Raw genomic sequence first — 18976 nt, 5'->3', positions numbered from 1 at the left:
GCTGAACAGAGAAATTGTATATTATATTTTGTCACCCTATGTTACGGGAAAGGATGAACCCGATGAAGATTGTCCTGCAAGACTATACGATAACCGATCTGCTTTATGACGGCAGCAGCAGCCGGATTTTTCACGCCAGGAGAAATTCGGACCACCAAGCAGTCATTGTGAAGCTGCTGAAACCGGAATATCCTGCAGAGACGGAAATCGCCGCCTGGGAAGCGGAATATAACCTTTTGAACAGTATTCGTTCGGATTTAGTCATAAAAGCTCTAAGTCTGGAACGCTATCAAAATACTTTATTCCTGGTGCTGGAAGACTTTGGCGGTCAAAGTCTGAAGAAATGGCTGAATGGCGGAAAGCTGCCGCTTCCGGTCTTTCTTCGCATCGGCATAAAAGCCGCTGCCGCATTAGAGCAGCTGCATCAGCATAAGCTGATCTACCAGAATATGAACCCGTCTCATATTGTCTACAATCCGGCAACCGGCGCACTGAAAATGATTGATTTCAGCCTGGCTTGCCGCCAGGGCGCCGTAATCAGCCCCAGCGGCACCGGGAAAAAGCTGACAGCCATACTGCCTTATATGGCCCCGGAACAAACGGGACGGATGAACCGGAGCATTGGCCGCTGCGCCGATCTGTATTCTCTGGGGGCTGCTTTCTATGAATTGTTAACCGGCAGACCGCCTTTTGACGCCAGTACGGCGGAGGAACTGGTCTACTGCCATCTGGCGGTCCCCCCCGTTCCTGTTCGGCAGCGCAATTCCTCTATCCCTGCCGCTGTATCGGGCCTCATTGATAAACTTCTGGCCAAAGACCCTGAAAAGCGCTACCAGTCGGCGGCAGGTGTAATCCACGACCTGACGCTTTGTCTGCAGCAGCTTTCCGACGCAGGCGCTGTCGCCGATTTTCCCCTGGGACACAATGATTTTTCCGGACAGCTGGAAATTCCGCAAAAACTTTACGGACGCAATAAAGACGTGGCTAAACTGAATGATGCTTTGACCCGGACAGCCCAGGGCCATATGGAACTGCTGCTGGTAACGGGCCCTCCCGGAATCGGCAAATCGGCGCTGATCAATCATCTGCCCCAATGGGGTGCCCGCGAGAACGGCCGTCTCATCCAGGGCAAATTCGATCAGCTGCTTAAAAACACTCCTTATCATGCCTGGATCCAATCATTTACCGAATTCACCGGGCAATTGCTGACGGAAAATGCCGCCAGACTGAAAGCATGGCAAACAGACCTGCTGACAGCCGTCGGCCATAACGGCAAACTACTCACCGATTTTATCCCCAATCTGGAGCTTGTCATCGGCAAGCAGTCCAGCCTAGTTCAGTTGAACCCGGAGGAAGATCAAAACCGGTTCCATCATATTGTGAAAAACTTCATCACCGCCATTGCCCGGAACGACCGCCCGCTGATCATTTTCCTCGACGACTTGCAGTGGGCCGACATGGCTTCTCTGCGCTTGCTGGATTTTTTACTTTCCGGGCAGGCTATCCCTCACTTATTGCTGATCGGCGCCTACCGGAGCAATGAGGTAAAAGGCAGTCATCCGCTGCTGCGTCTTCTTGCTGCCGAGCGGGAGGACCAGCAGCTGCTGATAACAAAACTTCATTTGAAAAACCTTACTGCCGCCGATATTACCGGTTTGCTGGCCGATGCCTTGGCTACGGCGCCGGCCGCCACGGCTAAACTGGCCGGTTTAATCCATGCAAAAACCCGGGGAAACCCATTTTTCGTCCGGCAATTTATTCGCGCCCTGAAAGGCGCCGGTTTGCTGCATTGGAATCCGTCCGCCCAACAATGGCACTGGAACATCAGCCAAATCCAGCAGCTGCAGATTACCGATAATGTTGTGGAACTGCTAACCGCCAAAATCCGTGAATTGCCCGCTGAGTCGCAGGCGATCCTGAAAATTGCCGCGTGTATCGGCCACCGTTTCAGCCTGGTCTGTTTGCAGATGATTTGCGAAAAAAATGCAGAGAAAATCACCCGCTATTTGCAGCCTGCGGTGACGGAAGGTCTGCTCATTTTTCAAAATCAGGAATACCGCTTTGCCCATGACCGGATACAGCACGCAGTCTATTTCTTAAGCAGCAAACAGGAGCGTCTGAAGCTGCACCTGAAAATCGGCCGCTCGCTGCTGCGGCATATTCCGCCGGAACAGCAGGCCGAATATCTGTTTGATATTGCCGACCAATTTAATTTTTCCCTGGACGAAATACAAGATCCGTCCCAAAAAAGGCAATTGGCTGAATTGAACCTGCAGGCAGGCAGACAGGCCAAAGACTCTGTGGCCTATATCCCGGCGCTGAATTATCTGCGTTCCGGCATTCGCGCTCTGGCAGCAGACAGCTGGCAAAGCCAATACCGATTGACGCTTTCTCTCTATACGCAAGCTATTGAAACGTCTTATCTGGGCGGAGATTTCAGTACAACCGGCAGTTTAACGGCAATTGTACTGGACAATGCTAAAACGCTGCTTGACAAGATCCCGGTCTACAAAGTGCAGGCACAGGTCTGCCGAGCGGAAAACCGGCTGCCCGACGCTGTGCAAATCTTATTGCCGGTATTAACAGCCCTGGGCATTGACTTGCCGGCGGTCCCAACCGCGGCTGACATTCAGGCGGCGCTTGAGGAAACCGCGGCAAAACTGCGGGGCAGAAAAATTGAGACTTTGGCGGACTTGCCCCTGATGACCGCACCGGAAAAATTGGCCGCCATGGAGATTTTGGCGGTTCTCCGGCCCCTTGCCTATCAAATATGCCCCGCTCTTCTGCCGTTGACGATATTGGCCGGAATTCATTTATCCCTGGAATACGGCAACACCTCTCTTTCGGTCAGTGCCTATTCCGGCTATGCCATGGTACTGTGCGGCGTGGCGGAAGACTTTGATACCGGCTACCGGTTCGGCAGACTGGCTTTGCAGGTCTTGCCCCGGCTGAATGCCACCGGGGTGGAATGCAAGGTTTTGTTCGCGTTTAATACCTTTGCCCGCCATTATAAAGAGCATTTTCGCGAAATGCTGCCCTCCCTGCGAAAAGCGGCTTATACCGGTATCGAAACCGGCGATATGGAATATAGTGCTATGGCGGCTTTCGCTTATTGTTTATTTTATCTTTTTTCCGGCAGACAGTTAACGGATACTCTGGAGGAAATGGCTGTCTACTGCGACTTCATCCAGAATACCCGTCAGGAAACAGGCTGCCGCTATGCCGCAATCTACCGGCAGATGGTCTATAACTTCCAACAGACTGCCTGTGATCCCCTCCTGCTTACCGGTGAATTTTGCGATGAAGCCGCCCTGCTGGCCGACTTTCAAGAAACAAAAAACAGCATGGGTCTGTGCCTCGTGTATTTCGCCAAAAGTGCCGTCTGCTATTTACTCGGTGCTTATGAGCCGGCGGCAATAGCCAGCCGCCTGGCTAAAAAATATATGGCCGGCTTACTGGCCTCACCCTTTGTACCGCTTATTTACTTCTACGATTCACTGACCGGCCTGGCGCTGTATCCCCGGCTGGAGCCCCGCGAACAGGCGGAAGTTCTTGCCGGTGTCGCCGCTAACCAGAACAAGCTGCGGGCTTGTGCCGACCATGGACCGATGAATTATCTCCATAAATTTTATTTGGTGGAAGCGGAACGGCACCGGGTGCTGGAGCATGACATGGAGGCAATGGAGTTCTATGATCTGGCCGCAGACGAGGCCCGGCAAAATGATTTTTTGCATATGGAAGCACTGTCCTACGAACTGGCAGCCGAATTTTATCTGGCAAAAGGACGAATTATCATTGCCAAAGCCTATATGCGAGAGGCCCTTTATCGCTATACCCGCTGGGGCGCCGCCGCAAAAGTCAAACAGCTGGAAAAGAAGCATCCGCATTTGCTGCTGCGGTGGAATTGCCCTATGCCGGAGACCATTAAAAATTCCGACCCTCTTGCCGGCTTGGGGCAATCTATTTCCGAACACATCGATATGCAGGCTATTATGAAAACGGCTTTGACAATTTCCAAAGAATTAGATATTACCCTTCTCTGCCAAAATATATTGCAGCTTGTCATCTGTAATGCCGGCGCCGAAAAAGGCTGCCTTATTTTGAATGAAAACGGCAAACTGACGATTGAAGCGCAAAACCTGACAAACCCCGGCGGCAAAATAGATTTCCCGGCCATTCCCGTACCGGCTGACGCCGGCAGCGAACAACAGCCGGTACTGCCGCTGGCGATTATCAATTATGCGGCGCGAACGACGACAAAGGTGGTTTTGGCGGATGCCTCCGGGGATAATCGGTTTCAGCATAATGTCTATCTCCAAAAGAACCGGGTCCGTTCCCTGTTATGCCTTCCTTTGCTTAATCGCGGCAAATTTAGCGGCTTGATTTATCTGGAAAATAGCGCTGCCAGCGGAATTTTTACCGAGCAGCGGGTCAAAGTGCTGGAAATTTTATTGGCTCAGCTGTCCATTTCCATTGAAAATGCCCAGCTCTATGCCGCTCTGAACCAAAAAGTGAAAGGCCGCACGACGGAATTGGAATCGGTGCTTACGGAACTGAAAAAGCTAACAGAAAAAAAGGCCGGCGTTAAGCCGACCAAGGAAGTGACCTTCACCAACCGGGAAAAAGATATTTTGCATCTGGTGGCTCTCGGCCAAACCAATAAAGAAATGAGTAAAACATTGTCCATTTCCCTGGAAACGGTAAAATCGCACATTCACAATCTTCTGACTAAGACGGGAACTACTTCCCGTACCGCTTTGATTGCCAGAGAGCTGCACAGTCTGTCAATCGCCGAAAGCCGTCAAAATCAGGCTTGAAAAACATCACACTGCAGAAATATTCTTACGGATTCGGGGAAAACTGCAAAAAGCCAGAACTGTTTCTTCACTGCAGAGACAGCTCTGGCTTTTAACTATATTATTGGGTTCCGCCCGCACAAAACAAATCTGTTACGAGCTTTCTGGTTTTATCCTTATCCTCAATCCAGTAGCTTACGTTGGCAATGGTAGCGAAGTCACCCGGCAGCATCTCGGCCTGTATACTGTCAAGCTGCATGCTTTTCAAACCGGCGGCCAGCTTAGCCATCGTCGTCAGCGGCATGTCGGTTTGGACATATTGGCGAAGCGTCGTAACCAATGGTGGCAGCTTGAAAATGGTCCCGGCCTGGAGCAGTTCGCTGCTCAGCACTTTTAAAAACTGCTGCTGCCGCTGAACGCGACCGATGTCCCCTAACTCGTCATGGCGAAACCGCACGTATTCGCCGGCCTGCTCACCGTCTAAATGCTGATAGCCTTTTGTCAGATGAATATGCAAATTTTCATAGGGATCATCGTAGTTCATTGCCTGTCCGACATTCATATCCACTCCGCCCAGAATATCAATGACCTGAATAAATGCCTTCCAGTCAATAACTACATAATAGTCAATCGGTATTGCCAGCATTCGCTCCACTGTCCGGACCGCCAGAGAAACGCCGCCATAAGCAAAAGCATGGGTGATTTTATCTTCGCCGCTTCGCCCGGGGATGACAGTCCGGGTATCACGGGGTATTGACAACAGGTTAATCGTTCCGTCGCCCGGGTTAATACTCGCCACCATCATGGTATCGGAGCGGCGGGGCGCCCCGGGAGTATCCGGATCGCCGTCGTCCACCCCCAGCAGGAGTATATTGATTCTTTTACCTGTAGTTGCTGTATCAGTCGATTCTTTTGTGACAGCCACTGAACTGTTCACCGGCGAGGGCGCATGGGTAAAGCCATATACCGCGGCCCCGATCGTTACTGTAGCAGCAGCGAAAAGTCCTGCTGACACCAGCAGCAGCTTTTTCCAAAAAGCCTTATTTAATAAATTGCTCATCTAGCTTCCTCCTCCCGGTAAAATCCAAATTGGAAAAGCCTGTTGAAAGCCATGGCAAAGATTTCAACAGGCTCTATTTACATAGGATCTGCCCCAATACTATAGCAGATAGGCGAAATGAATACAACCGGTTATTTCTGGAGGTTTGGTACAAACAGGAAAATAGGCAGACTGCTCATTGGCAATCTGCCTGCTTTGCTATCCGCTAGCAAACTTTTCCCGGGTTTAAAATGTTCTTTGGATCAAAGGCCTGTTTAATGCTTTTTAACAAGTGCATATAATCTTCTCCGGCCGACGATTCCAAATAGGGCTTCTTGGCACAGCCAATGCCGTGCTCGCCGGAAACCTGCCCGCCCAGGTCTTTCGCCCGGGCATACATGGCATCCATGACATCATTCAAGCGTTTGCGCCACTCTGCTCCGTCAAGCTTGTCTCGTAACACATAGACATGGAGATTGCCGTCGCCGGCATGACCGAAGCTTCTGATTTTAATATCAAACCGCTGCTGCAATTCGTTGGTATATTTAACAAATTGGGCGACCTGGTTCCGGGGCACAACCACATCGCATTCGTCCATTTCCGAAGTTGTGGCTTTGACGGCTTCGAGAAAAGCGCCCCGGGCCGACCAAATGGATTCCTGGCGTTCCTGGGTATTGGAAATGAACACATCAAAAGCGCCGTTGTCCAGACAAATATGGGCGACTTTCTCATACGCTTCTTCCAGTTCTTCTTTTTTATTGCCGTCAAAAGTCAATAACAAATAGGCGTCGGCCGAACTGTCAGGAAATTCTTTCCCCAGGAATTCTTCCGCCGCCAAAATTACATCCCGCTCCATAAATTCAATGGCGGTGGGAATGGATTTGGATTTAATAATTTTGGGAACGGTTTCAATGGCAGTCGGCAAATCGGGAAAAGGCACTAACAGACTGAGGGCTTGCTTCGGCAGCGGCAGCAGTTTCAGAATCGCCTTGGTCACAATTCCCAGCGTTCCTTCCGAACCGATAATCAAGTCCTTCACACTGTAGCCGGAACTGTTTTTCACATTTTTACCGCTGAGCTGCAGCACCGTCCCGTTAGGCAGAACCACTTCCAGTCCGCGGATATAATCTCTGGTAACACCGTATTTTACCGCCCGCATACCGCCGGCATTCGTACTAATATTGCCGCCGATACTGGCACTTTTTTCACCGGGGTCCGGCGGATAAAACAGGTCGTGCTTCTCCACAAATTTGGTAATATCCATTAACAGCACTCCGGGTTCAACTGTCAAAGTCAAATTTTCTTCATCCAATTCCAGAATATTCATCATCCGGATCGTACTCAGCATAATCCCGCCATGGAGTGCCACGGCACCGCCGGCAAGACCGGTCCCCTGTCCTCTGGGCGTAACCGGAATATTATTGTCATTAGCATATTCCATAATCCGGGAAACTTCTTCCGTTGCCAGCACTTCGCATACAACTTCGGGATATTTATTCGCGTGAACCAGTTCATCCCGGCTGTATGTTTCATGAATGTCCTGCCCGATAAATATCCGGTCCCTGCCGCAGACGGAAATCAAGAATTCGATATCCTTATTGTCCAGTGTTTTATAGTCCACATTTCTCACTCCTACCCCGCAGATTTCGCTGTCATTAAATTGAGCTGCTCCAGCAGTTTGGGAACAATTTCATACAAATCACCGATCATGGCATAATGGGCAACATTGAATATAGGGGCGTGTTCATCGGTGTTAATGGCTACAATATAATCCGCTTTATCCATACCGGCGACAAACTGAATCGCCCCGGAAACGCCGCAGGTAATAATCAGCTTCGGTTTTACCGTCCTGCCGCTCAGGCCGATTTGCAGCCGGGGATCGGCCATACCGGCTTCGATCAGCGGTCTGGTCACAGCCATCATGCCGCCCAGTTTTTCGGCTAATTCCTGTATCATGTCCAAATCCTGGGCTTTTTTGATCCCACTGCCGGCTACTACGACGACTTCGGCCTCTTCGATGCTGCGAACTCTTTCCTTCTTTTTCACTTCCAGCACTTTGATCCGGGATGACAGCTTCGCTTTGTCAATTTCACACAGCGTCACTTTTCCGGCAGGCTGTTCGCTTTTTTCCGGCACGGAAAACACTTTATAGCGCACAGTAGCAAATTGGGGACGATGGTTAGGCGTAAAAATGTGCGCCATAATATTGCCGCCGAATGCCGGCCGGATTTGCGCCAAGTCCGTATTTTCGCCCACATCCAGAAGGGTACAATCCGCTGTCAGTCCGGTCCGGAAGCGGGCGGCGGCTCTTGGTGCCAATGACCGTCCGATAGTAGTGGCCCCCACCAGCATAATGGCAGGCTGGACGCGGCGGATAAAATCTTCGACGACTGCCGCATAGGGCTCAATGCGGAAATGTTTCAATTCGGCATCGTCGTAAACAAATACTTCATCCACTCCATACTGCAGCAATTGGTTCGCTTTTTCTTTAACATTCTGTCCGGCAAAAAGACAATACACCGGATGATTGATCTTTTTTGCCATTTCTTTGGCTTTTCCCACTAATTCCAAGGTAACCGGATGAATATCGCCTGCCAAATGATCGACATACACCCCGATTCCCTTCCATTTACTCTTATCTATCGCCGCGGCTTCTTCCTCCGCCTCGCAGGTAAAGACGCCCTCCGGTCCTTTTTTGACACATAACTGGCACATCTTGCAGGCTGCGTTGATGGTTAGATACTCGTTGTCCCATTCAATGGCGCCGAAAGGGCAAAGCTTTACCAGCTCTGCCGGATTGGCTGCTTTCCCTTGATCTATAATGATTTTAGCCATGGCTGCTCCTCCTACACAATTTTGAGATCTTTAATTTTTTTCGCCAGCTTTTGGGCCAATTCATCCGAACTGCCCCGCCATGTTTCCCGGTCGGTATTGGCTTCCGGCGAAAAAATCCGCTGTACCCGGGTTGGGGAGCCATTCAAGCCGTATTTTTTTTCATCCTTATCAGGAAAATCGGCCAGACTGTATACCGGTATTTTCCTTCCCTTTGTAGCCAGTTTCAGACGGAAGGATGGCAGCCGGGGCTGACCGATTTCTTTTTCTACCGTAATCAAACAAGGATACAGCATTTCCGCAACTTCAATGGTGTGCGGCATGTCCATTTCCACAACGATGGATTTCTCTTTTACCTCCACAACCTGCCTGACGTTGGCAATATGGGGAATGTTGAGAAATTCCGCCAGTTCCGGTCCTACCTGAGCCGTATCTCCGTCGGTCGTCTGCTTGCCGCAGACAATCAAATCCGGCTTGCCAAAAGCTTTAATTCCCTGGGAAATAGTATAGGAGGTCGCCAGCACATCCGCCCCGGCAAACTTCCGGTCGGAAAGCAGGATTCCCTCGTCCGCCCCCATCATAAACGCTTCTTCAATAATAACGGCTGCCTGCGGTGGCCCCATGCTGACAACGCTTATATTCGCGCCGATTTGCTCTTTAATGCGAACGGCAGTTTCCAAAGCATATAAGTCATAGGGATTCATTTTTGAGTCAATTCCTTCTCTTTTCAGCACTCCGGTTTCGGGATCAACTTCCACTTCGGAAGTACCGGGAACTTGTTTGATACATACAACAATTTCCAATATAACAGCCTCCTGTGGAAAAATTAGTAACGGAAAACTTATTTATAGCATAAACAAAACAAGCGTCGGTTATGTAATTATTGGCACTAAAAAAGTCAGCACACTGTATACCAGAGTACTGACTCAATGTTTCTCTCGTTATTGGGAAACCAACTGAAACAGTTGATTGGCTGCCTGTTGAATATCGTCCCGGCCCAAAATGGCTGATACGACCGACACCCCGTCAATGCCGGCAGCCATTGCCTGCTGCACATTCGACTCGTTAATGCCGCCGATAGCTACCACCGGTATAGTAACCTGCTGTTTAATGCGCCGCAGTTCTTCCAGGCTTACCGTATCCGCATCTGTTTTCGTTGCGGTAGCAAACACAGCGCCGACGCCGAGGTAGTCGGCTCCCTGCTTTTCGGCCAGCACCGCCTCCTCAACAGTAGCGGCCGATACGCCAATGATTTTTTCCGGTCCCAGCAGCCGGCGGGCTGCTTCCAGTGGCATATCGTCTTGTCCGATATGCAGTCCGTCTGCATCCACCGCTAAGGCGATATCCAAACGGTCATTGATCACAAAGGGTATATTATATTTTGCCGCCAGCGCTTTTACTTGTAACGCCTGCCGGTAAAATTCCAAAGTCGACAGGGATTTTTCTCTAAGCTGCAAAAAAGTAACGCCGCCAATAATTGCCTGCTCGATGCTTTGACAGAAATCTTTTCCCCGCAGCAACGGCCGATCTGTAACTAAATATAAGCGATAATCTTTCACTGTTTTTTCCATTACGCTTTCACCGTCTCAATCTATCTGATTATTAAGTATGCCGGCGCTTTCTGACCTTGTGATAAACAAGGGGACTGAACATTACCAACACTACTACCGCCAGAGCGGCAAAAAACATCGGCGAAAATAACCGGTTAAAAGAATAGCCTAAAAAATTATAAGCAACAGCGCCGGGAATCATCCCGATGGTTGTAGCCGCCGCATAATCGCGGAACCGAATGCGGGACAGTCCTGAAGCATAGCTGATCACATCATAAGGAAACAAAGGAACAATTCGCATAAATAACATGGTCCGGAACCCATGCTCCACCGTACACCGGCGCAAAGCCGCCACCTGAAGCTGACGGCCCCAAATCTTTTCAAAGCGTTCCCGGCCAAAAATCCGGGTTACGCCAAAGCAGAGAAAAGCACCAAAAGCACCGCCAAGAATCACATACAGTGTTCCCCACCAAGGCCCAAAAGCCATTGCCCCGGCCAAGGTAAAAATAATGGCAGGAAAAAATATTAAGGGACGAATCGTATAAAGAAAGATATAAAGGAGCGGTCCCCACCAGCCAAAAGAAAGCACCAAACGATGAATTGCTTCCGGCGTAAGCCGCTCGACTCCAACCGCATAGACAAAAAACAGCAACACAATCACACTTGCCAATAAAAAACCAGCTGTTACAGCTGATTGATTACGAGTTGACATCATATAGGCTCCATTCGATAAAAATGCTTTGTAAAATATCCTATGGGAATAACTTTTATATTATTCTCCCTTTATGCGTATTCTCCTGCTTCTTAGCCATAAATTTTTCACGTAGCCATTCCCGGCAAAATTAAACTGACCGGCCGATAAAAGACGCCAATTTGCGAACATCACGCATCATTACTCCATAATGTTCCGCATTTAAGGACTGAGAACCGTCGCACCTGGCTTCCCCCGGATTGGGGTGTACTTCCACCATCAGTCCGTCGGCCCCCACAGCCACAGCCGCCAATGCCATCGGCCGTACCATCTGCCATTTCCCGGTACCATGGCTGGGATCGACAATGACCGGCAGATGACTCAACGCTTTTACTGCCGCCACAGCGCTGAGGTCCAGCGTATTGCGGGTATAATTCTCAAAGGTCCGTATGCCCCGCTCGCATAATACAACCTGGAAATTTCCTTCATACAATATATATTCTGCCGCCTGAAGCCACTCGGCAATCGTTGCTGCAGAACCCCGCTTTAGCAGCACCGGCTTGCCGGACCGGCCTGCTGTCCGCAGTAAATGGAAGTTTTGCATATTCCGTGCACCAATTTGCAGCATATCGGCATATTGGGCGACAAGTTCTACCGATTCCGCTTCCATTACCTCCGTAACCACCTTCAATCCTGTTATCTTTCCGGCTTCGGCCAGATATTTCAAGCCTTCCTCCTTCAATCCTTGAAAAGAATACGGCGATGTCCGGGGTTTAAAGGCACCGCCCCGCAAAAATTGCGCCCCCTGCTCCCGGACAATGGCTGCCGTCTGCAACAATTGTTCCCGGTTTTCCACCGCGCAGGGCCCAGCCATAACCGTGAAGGAGCCTTCACCAATTTTCACTCCGCCCACATCCACAACAGTGGGTTCCGGCCTAAACTCCCGACTTACCAGCTTATAGGCAGTCATAATGCCCTCTCCTTCCAACAATCTATTGATTAAGAAAGTTTTCAAAAATTTTCATTCCGCCTGGCGTTAAGATGGACTCCGGATGAAACTGCACTCCTTCCACATGATACTGCCGGTGTTTCAGGCTCATAATCAGTCCCTCCGGCGAAGTGGCGGTCACTTCAAGACAGTCCGGCAGCGTCTCCTTGTCAACGATCAGCGAGTGGTATCTTCCCGCCATAAAAGGGCGGGGCAACCCGCGAAACAGCCCCGTACCATTGTGCTGTATCGCCGACACTTTACCATGCATCGGCTTTGGGGCCCGCACCACCCGTCCGCCAAACACCTCGCCAATGGCCTGTTCGCCGAGACAAACTCCCAAAATCGGCGTTTGACCGGCAAAATGGGCAATCACCGGTTTACTAATCCCCGCATCAGCCGGTGTTCCCGGTCCGGGGGAAATAATGATGGCCGAACAGTCCAGCTCCGTGATTTCGTCAATGCTAATTTTATCATTGCGAACCACTTTTACCGGATAACCCAGCTCCGTTATATACTGATAAATGTTATAGGTAAAAGAATCATAATTATCAATGAGTAAAATCACCCTTCATCATCCTCCCCCAGCACTTTAAACAGAGCCTGTGCTTTGTTCAATATTTCCTGATACTCGTTCTCCGGCACTGAATCAGCAACGATGCCGGCACCGCTTTGCAAGGTAAATTCGTCCCCTTCAATACTCAGGGTGCGAATCGTAATGCAGGTATCCATATTGCCTCTGAAATCCAAATAGCCTACTGCGCCGGCATACGGCCCGCGGCGCTTTTTCTCCAATAGGTTGATAATCTCCATGGCTCTGACTTTCGGCGCACCGCTGACCGTACCGGCAGGGAAACAGGCTGCCAGAACATCAAGAGCGCCATACTTAGGATCGATTTGCCCGGCCACTTCCGAAACCAGATGCATGACATGGGAGAACTTTTCCACTTCCATCATCCGCCGCACTTTTACAGTTCCCGGTAAACTGATGCGGCCTACATCATTGCGGCCTAAATCAACCAGCATGGCATGTTCGGCTTTTTCCTTCTCATCGGTCAGCAATTCAGCCGCCAGTTTAGCATCTTCCGCTTCATCTTTGCCTCTTGGGCGCGTCCCGGCAATGGGATAAAGCAGCACCTCGCCGTCCTGCAATTTGACGAGTCTTTCCGGTGAAGCGCCGACTAAACTTTGCTCACCGAACTGCATATAAAACATATAATGAGACGGATTCACCTGGCGCAAACGCCGGTAAAGGGCAAAGGGATGCTTATTCAGCTTGCAGCGAAACTGGTGGGAGAGTACGACTTGAAAAATCTCGCCGGCTTTGATAAATTCCTTGGCTTGCTCTACCATAGCCATATAATCTTTGCCAATTTCCGAATCCGATCCCGGTATATCTAACTGAACATCGCTCTGAATATTTGTTTCTTTTGTCCCGGGCATTGCTGCCGGCCGCTGCAGGTTTGCTATGATGCGTTCCAATTCAGCCGCCGCCTTGTCATACAAAGCGCCAATATTTTCCCCCGGTTCAACCCGAGCCAGTACCATTAAGGTGGCAGAATGAGTCAGATGATCCATAACCAGCAGGTTCCGGCAAAACAGGAATTGGGCTAAGATTGTTTCATCGTCTATTGCCACGCCCCTCACCCGTTCCCAGGTGGCGACGGATTCATAGGCAAAGTAGCCAACCGCCCCGCCGATAAGGGGTGGCAAATTGGGCAACCGGGGAAAGGAAAATGTCTGCATATATTCTTTCAGCGCCGCCAAAGGCGCTTTTTTTACTAACCTTCTATGCTGTCCTGCCACAATCTCGGTAACGTTTTTACGAGCGGTCAGGCGGGCAAAAGGCTGCGCGCCGATAAAAGAATACCGGCCGAAATTTTTACTGGCTTCGGCACTTTCCAGAATAAACCCGGCCTCATCCCCCACCAGTTTGTAATAAATCGAAACAGGTGTATCCATATCCATGGATATCTCCGCATAGACCGGTATAATATTGCATTTCCCTGCCAAGCGGATAAATTCCTCTTTTGACGGAGCTGATATCATACGAATCACTGCCTTTCATCCAGAGCTGACCGCAGGGAAGCGACGAATTGCCTGACTGCGTCCACACCCTGTTCCATTAACTGCTGCATAACCGCACTGCCGATAATGACCCCATCGGCATATTCCGCCGCCTGACAGGCCGTTTTCCCATCGCCGATGCCAAAACCAATCGCCAGCGGTACCTGGGTCTGCCGCCTTGCTTTCGCCATCACCGCGGCAATTTGACTGTAATCCACCTGCTGCACTCCCGTAACGCCGGTATGGGAAACGCAGTATATAAAGCCGCCCGCCTGACGGCAAATCGCAGCCACCCGTTCGTCTGTAGTAGTGGGGGCAAGAAACTGAATGAGATCAATGTCCGCCTGACGGCAGGGCTGTTCCAGTATAGCCGCTTCCTCCGCCGGCAAATCCGGTACAATAATCCCGTCGATACCAGCGGCGGCAAAAGCTTGGGTAAAATGCTCCACGCCAAAATGCAGGATGGTATTAATATAGGTCATGACAACCAAAGGAATAGACGACTCCTGCCGGATTTTTTCAATAAGCCGCCGTGTTTTTTCGGTAGTAGCCCCGCCCTGCAAAGCTATGGTTGACGCTTTTTGAATCATTGGTCCGTCAGCCATGGGATCGGAAAAGGGCATGCCGATTTCAATCAAATCGGCCCCGGCCTGTTCCGCCGCACGCACCGCCGCCAAAGTAGCAGCATAATCGGGGCAGCCCGCCGTCAAGTATATAATCAGCCCTTTCCGCTGCTGTTCAATTATTCCCGGGAAATTCTCTGTTATCCGCGACATGCTAATCCCTCCAAATTTAAATTTGCCACCATTTGTACGTCTTTGTCGCCGCGGCCGGATAAACAGACTACAACAACATCATCGGCACTTGTCTGCGGCATAAGCTTTTCAAGATAGGCCAGAGCATGAGAGCTTTCCAACGCAGGAATGATGCCTTCCTGGAGCGACAGCCGGCGGAAAGCGGCCAGTGCTTCCTCATCGGTAACCGCCCTGTACTGGGCAATGCCGCTGTCTTTAAAGAAAGAATGCTCCGGGCCAACTCCCGGATAGTCCAGCCCGGCTGAAACCGAATAGGCCGGAATGACCTGACCGTCGTCATCCTGCAGCAAATAACTGTATGCCCCATGGAGAACGCCAGGCTGACCAAGCGTCAGGGAAGCGGCATGTTCCTGAGTATTGATCCCTTTGCCGGCGGCTTCAACCCCGATTTTTACCGTCTCTTTCCGGTCATGATAGGGATAAAAAATTCCCATAGCATTGCTGCCGCCGCCTACGCAGGCCAGAATATACTGCGGCTGACGCCCCAGTATTTCTTCCATCTGATTGATTACCTCCCGGCCAATCACCGACTGAAAGTCCCGGACGATCATCGGATAAGGATGAGGTCCCACTACCGAACCGATAATATAATGCGTGTCCCGGACATGGGTCGCCCAGTAGCGAATGGCCTCGCTGGTAGCGTCTTTCAACGTTCCGCTGCCGCTGGTAACCGGTATCACTTCGCTGCTCAGCAATCGCATCCGGAAAACATTAAGGGCCTGACGCTCGATATCTTCTTCTCCCATGAACACCCGGCACTGCATCCCGAATAGCGCGGCAACAGTAGCGCAGGCCACTCCATGCTGGCCCGCCCCGGTTTCGGCCACAATCCGGGTTTTTCCCATGCGCCGGGCCAGCAGCGCCTGGCCGATGGCATTATTAATCTTATGTGCCCCGGTATGCAGCAGATCTTCCCGTTTCAAATAGATTCTGCCCCGGCCATAAAGCCGGGTCAGCTTTTCCGCAAAGTACAGCCGGGTAGGACGCCCGGCATATTCCCGCAAATAAAATGCTAACTCTTTTTGGAAGGAATCATCCTCCTTTAGTTTCAAATAATTTTCTTCCAATTCAATCAAAGCCGGCATCACCGTCTCCGGCACAAACCGGCCGCCATAAACTCCGAAACGTCCGTTTTTATTCGGCATTTTAATTCCTCCAGTGTATATTTTAGTTCTTTGCACATGCTTTCCAATGCATTATTATGCTACGCCAGCAAGGCCAGCTCCCGTACTTTGGCGTCAATATCCGCCGCAGTCACCAAGCCCTCGCCTGCCAGGACGGCCCTGACTCCCGCTGCCTTCAACCGGCGGGCCTCTTCACCGGTTCTTACTCCGCTTTCGCTGATGATGCAGCGATCCGAACCGCACTCCGGCAATAACTCGAAGGTATGGCGAATGTCGGTTTTAAATGTCTTTAAATCCCGGTTATTGATACCGATAAGTTCTGCCGGGGTTTGTAAAACCATCTGCAGTTCCTCCCGGCTATGAACTTCCACCAGGCAGTCCAGCCCTAATTTTCCTGCCAACTGCAGATACTCCGTCAATTGACTTTCGGATAAAATCGCAGCAATCAACAGCACCGCATCGGCTCCTGCATAACGGGATTCATAAATTTCATAGGAATCAACAATAAAGTCCTTACGTAAAATCGGCAAATCGGTCACTTGTCTCACCGCCGCAATATCAATTAACTGGCCACGAAAATGGCTGTTAGTATGGACGGACAGCGCTGCCGCTCCATTGGCAGTATAAATCCTGGCCAAATCAGTTATCGACTGGCTGCTGCATAACTGTCCCTTTACCGGCGACGCCAGCTTGCATTCGGCAATCAAGCTCCATTCGCTTCGGTACAGCGATTTCCGGAACAAACCGTTGCCCGGTCGAATGTCCGAAATAAAGCATGCCAGCGGCCTTTCCCTTTTTGCCGCCGCAACCTCCTGCTGCTGTTTATCAACAATCTTCTGAAGAAATGACATTGGGTTTTCCTCCCGCAGTTTTAGCGGCAGCAATGAACCGCCGAATTTTTCCTATATCTTTTATCCCGTTTGTTTCCACCCCGCCGGAGACATCCACCCCGGCCGGCTCGAACAGGCGGATGGCCTCAGTAACGTTCGCCTCAGTCAGCCCGCCTGCCAGCAGCAGCCGCGACTTAATTTGCCGGCAGGATTCCCCGGCGGCCTTCCAGTCAAAGCTTACACCGGTACCGCCTGCCTTTCCCGGAATAAAGCTGTCGCAGAGAATCCAGTCAACCGCATAGCGGGAAATCTCAGCCAGCTTCAGCTCAGCTTTGACCCGTATACCTTTAATAACCGGACGCCCTGCCCCCCGACAATATTCCGGTGATTCCTGTCCATGGAGCTGGACGTAATCCAAATTACATTTTTCGGCAATTTCCCGGACTTGGTTCAGGGGAGCATCCACAAATACGCCAACCTTTCCTATTCCTTTCACCTGACAGGCAATTCGGCAGGCAGCTTCGGGACTAATCCGGCGCCGGCTGGGGGCAAAAACAAAACCAATTAGATCGGCTCCGGCTGCCTGCGCCGCTTGCGCCGCCGCCAAAGAAGTAATCCCGCAAATTTTTACGATAATAATAATTCCTCCCCGGTCTGATATTTAAAATTCCGCAATGCTTCTAATTTTCCCAGCGCCGCACCGCTGTCAATACTAGCCGCTGCCAGCTCCAGTCCTTCCGGAATGGAATCCGCCTTACCTGCTATCATCAATGCCGCCGCGGCATTCAGCAGCACAACATCCCGCTTGGGCCCTGCCTGACCTTGAAAAATGGCGAGGGTAATCGCGGCATTAGCCTGAGGCGTTCCTCCATGGTAATCCTGAATGCTGCAATTTCTAAACCCATATTCGGCCGGATCAATAACATAATCGTTGACTATTCCGTTGTTAACTTCGGACACGTGAGTAGGAACAGCGGTTGAGAATTCATCCAATCCGTCATCACTGTGAACAACCATCGCCCGTCTGGCTCCCAGTCCCCCCAGTGCCTCCGCAACCTTATGGGTTAAAGCGGCGTCATAGACCCCGAGCAGCTGGCAGCTGGCTTTTGCCGGATTGGTCAGCGGCCCTAGGATGTTAAATACGGTACGAAAGCCTAATTCTTTCCGGGGTTGGGCGGCATATTTCATAGCCTGATGGTACAGCGGCGCATAAAGAAAGCCGATCTGCAATTCATCAATGGCTTTCGCTACCCCTGCCGGCGGCAAATTCACATTCACTCCCAGAGCCATAAGAACATCGGCGCTGCCGGAAGAACTGGATACTCCCTTATTGCCGTGTTTCGCTACCGTCACCCCGGCCCCGGCTAAAACAAACGCCACTGTCGTGGAAATATTAAAAGTACCTTTTCGATCGCCGCCTGTTCCGCAGGTATCAATCATCTCCGGACTGTCACAATTGATATCCACTGCATACTGACGCATGGTTTCAGCAAACCCGGTTACTTCCTCACTGGTTTCCCCCTTCATTCTGAGAGCGGTCAGAAAAGCGCAAATCTGCGCTTCGTTTGCCTGACCGGACATAATAATGTTCATCGCTTCCTGTGCTGCTGCCTGGGATAAATTCTGACCGTAAACTACCTGAGCCAAAATATCTTTTAACATGTTCTCTCCTCCTCGTAATTTGTAATATTAAAAAAAACCATTTCACTCCCTGCAAGGGGCGAAATGGTTCGCTGTACCACCCTAATTTGGAAAGCGCTGCGGCTTTCCCTCCATTCAGGTACGGGATATAAATCCGATACCCTAGCCTGTTAACGGCGGCTGCCGTCCCTGCCTACTCGCTGCTGCTTTCGGAAGGCGCTCACGGGTCCATTCCATATGCGCTTTGGGCCGGTCATCACACCTCCGGTTTCCCGGTCACCGGCTCGCTGTACCAAAGCTGACATATTTACTCGTCCCGATCAAAGCTTTATAAATTCCTATTCATTTATTAACAACAAAAAAACCATTTCACCCACACAAGGGGCGAAATGGTTCGCTGTACCACCCTAATTTGGAAAGCGTTGCGACTTTCCCTCAATTCAAGTACGGGATATAAATCCGATACCCTAGCCTGTTAACGGCGGCTGCCGTCCCTGCCTACTCGCTGCTGCTTTCGGAAGGCGCTCACGGGTCCATTCCATATGCGCTTTGGGCCGGTCATTACACCTCCGGTTTCCCGGTCACCGGCTCGCTGTGCCAAAA

At 50.8% G+C, this 18976-nt stretch carries 15 protein-coding genes and 1 other annotated feature; of the genes, 1 reads left to right on the top strand and 14 read right to left on the bottom strand.

Translation table 11 applies throughout. The features are described 5' to 3' along the window. Positions 1–62: 62 nt before the first annotated feature. Entirely contained in the window at positions 63–4817 is a 4755-nt protein-coding gene (locus ABFC84_06370; protein MEN6412378.1) for an AAA family ATPase, read from the top strand. Between the two features lie 100 nt (positions 4818–4917). On the opposite strand, the gene ABFC84_06365 is transcribed toward ABFC84_06370, so the two are convergent. The 14 genes from ABFC84_06365 to trpD all read right to left on the bottom strand — a co-directional run bounded on the left by ABFC84_06365 (position 4918) and on the right by trpD (position 18394). After that, positions 4918–5856: an LCP family protein gene (locus ABFC84_06365; GenBank protein MEN6412377.1), complete on the bottom strand. Its 939-nt coding sequence runs from the start codon at positions 5854–5856 to the stop codon at positions 4918–4920. Between the two features lie 205 nt (positions 5857–6061). After that, positions 6062–7456 carry an FAD-linked oxidase C-terminal domain-containing protein gene (locus ABFC84_06360; GenBank protein ID MEN6412376.1) on the bottom strand — a complete coding sequence of 465 codons (1395 nt, stop codon included), beginning with the start codon at positions 7454–7456 and terminating at the stop codon, positions 6062–6064. 11 nt (positions 7457–7467) lie between these two features. Beyond that, complete coding sequence (locus ABFC84_06355) at positions 7468–8670, bottom strand: electron transfer flavoprotein subunit alpha (protein MEN6412375.1); 1203 nt, start codon at positions 8668–8670, stop codon at positions 7468–7470. 11 nt (positions 8671–8681) lie between these two features. Beyond that, complete coding sequence (locus ABFC84_06350) at positions 8682–9470, bottom strand: electron transfer flavoprotein subunit beta/FixA family protein (GenBank protein ID MEN6412374.1); 789 nt, start codon at positions 9468–9470, stop codon at positions 8682–8684. A 138-nt stretch (positions 9471–9608) separates the two neighbouring features. Next, complete coding sequence (gene thiE / locus ABFC84_06345; protein ID MEN6412373.1) at positions 9609–10238, bottom strand: thiamine phosphate synthase; 630 nt, start codon at positions 10236–10238, stop codon at positions 9609–9611. A gap of 31 nt (positions 10239–10269) precedes the next feature. Next, a complete protein-coding gene (locus ABFC84_06340) occupies positions 10270–10929 on the bottom strand; it encodes a TVP38/TMEM64 family protein (protein MEN6412372.1) in 660 nt (219 codons plus the stop codon). Positions 10930–11059: 130 nt separating this feature from the next. Then, the gene (gene aroF, locus ABFC84_06335; GenBank protein ID MEN6412371.1) at positions 11060–11878 is read right to left on the bottom strand and encodes a 3-deoxy-7-phosphoheptulonate synthase; all 819 of its coding nucleotides are present in this window, start codon (positions 11876–11878) and stop codon (positions 11060–11062) included. A gap of 22 nt (positions 11879–11900) precedes the next feature. Next, positions 11901–12464, bottom strand: a complete 564-nt coding sequence (locus tag ABFC84_06330; GenBank protein ID MEN6412370.1) for an aminodeoxychorismate/anthranilate synthase component II — start codon at positions 12462–12464, stop codon at positions 11901–11903. Beyond that, on the bottom strand, positions 12461–13945 hold the full coding sequence (gene trpE / locus ABFC84_06325) for an anthranilate synthase component I (protein MEN6412369.1): 1485 nt from the start codon (positions 13943–13945) through the stop codon (positions 12461–12463). Before trpE ends, ABFC84_06330 begins: the two co-directional genes overlap by 4 nt. A gap of 5 nt (positions 13946–13950) precedes the next feature. Further along, positions 13951–14739, bottom strand: a complete 789-nt coding sequence (trpA, locus tag ABFC84_06320; protein ID MEN6412368.1) for a tryptophan synthase subunit alpha — start codon at positions 14737–14739, stop codon at positions 13951–13953. Next, the gene (trpB, locus tag ABFC84_06315; protein ID MEN6412367.1) at positions 14727–15923 is read right to left on the bottom strand and encodes a tryptophan synthase subunit beta; all 1197 of its coding nucleotides are present in this window, start codon (positions 15921–15923) and stop codon (positions 14727–14729) included. Before trpB ends, trpA begins: the two co-directional genes overlap by 13 nt. Before the next feature lie 59 nt (positions 15924–15982). Next, positions 15983–16753 carry an indole-3-glycerol phosphate synthase TrpC gene (gene trpC, locus ABFC84_06310; GenBank protein MEN6412366.1) on the bottom strand — a complete coding sequence of 257 codons (771 nt, stop codon included), beginning with the start codon at positions 16751–16753 and terminating at the stop codon, positions 15983–15985. After that, positions 16728–17339, bottom strand: a complete 612-nt coding sequence (locus tag ABFC84_06305) for a phosphoribosylanthranilate isomerase (GenBank protein ID MEN6412365.1) — start codon at positions 17337–17339, stop codon at positions 16728–16730. The genes trpC and ABFC84_06305 overlap by 26 nt, the downstream gene beginning before the upstream one ends. A gap of 20 nt (positions 17340–17359) precedes the next feature. After that, the gene (trpD, locus tag ABFC84_06300) at positions 17360–18394 is read right to left on the bottom strand and encodes an anthranilate phosphoribosyltransferase (GenBank protein ID MEN6412364.1); all 1035 of its coding nucleotides are present in this window, start codon (positions 18392–18394) and stop codon (positions 17360–17362) included. A 51-nt stretch (positions 18395–18445) separates the two neighbouring features. Then, positions 18446–18706 (bottom strand) — a binding site (T-box leader). Positions 18707–18976: the final 270 nt, after the last annotated feature.

The organism is Veillonellales bacterium (genome assembly GCA_039680175.1).
Classification (GTDB): domain Bacteria; phylum Bacillota; class Negativicutes; order JAAYSF01; family JAAYSF01; genus JBDKTO01.
This window is presented reverse-complemented; position numbering and strand designations above follow the sequence as displayed.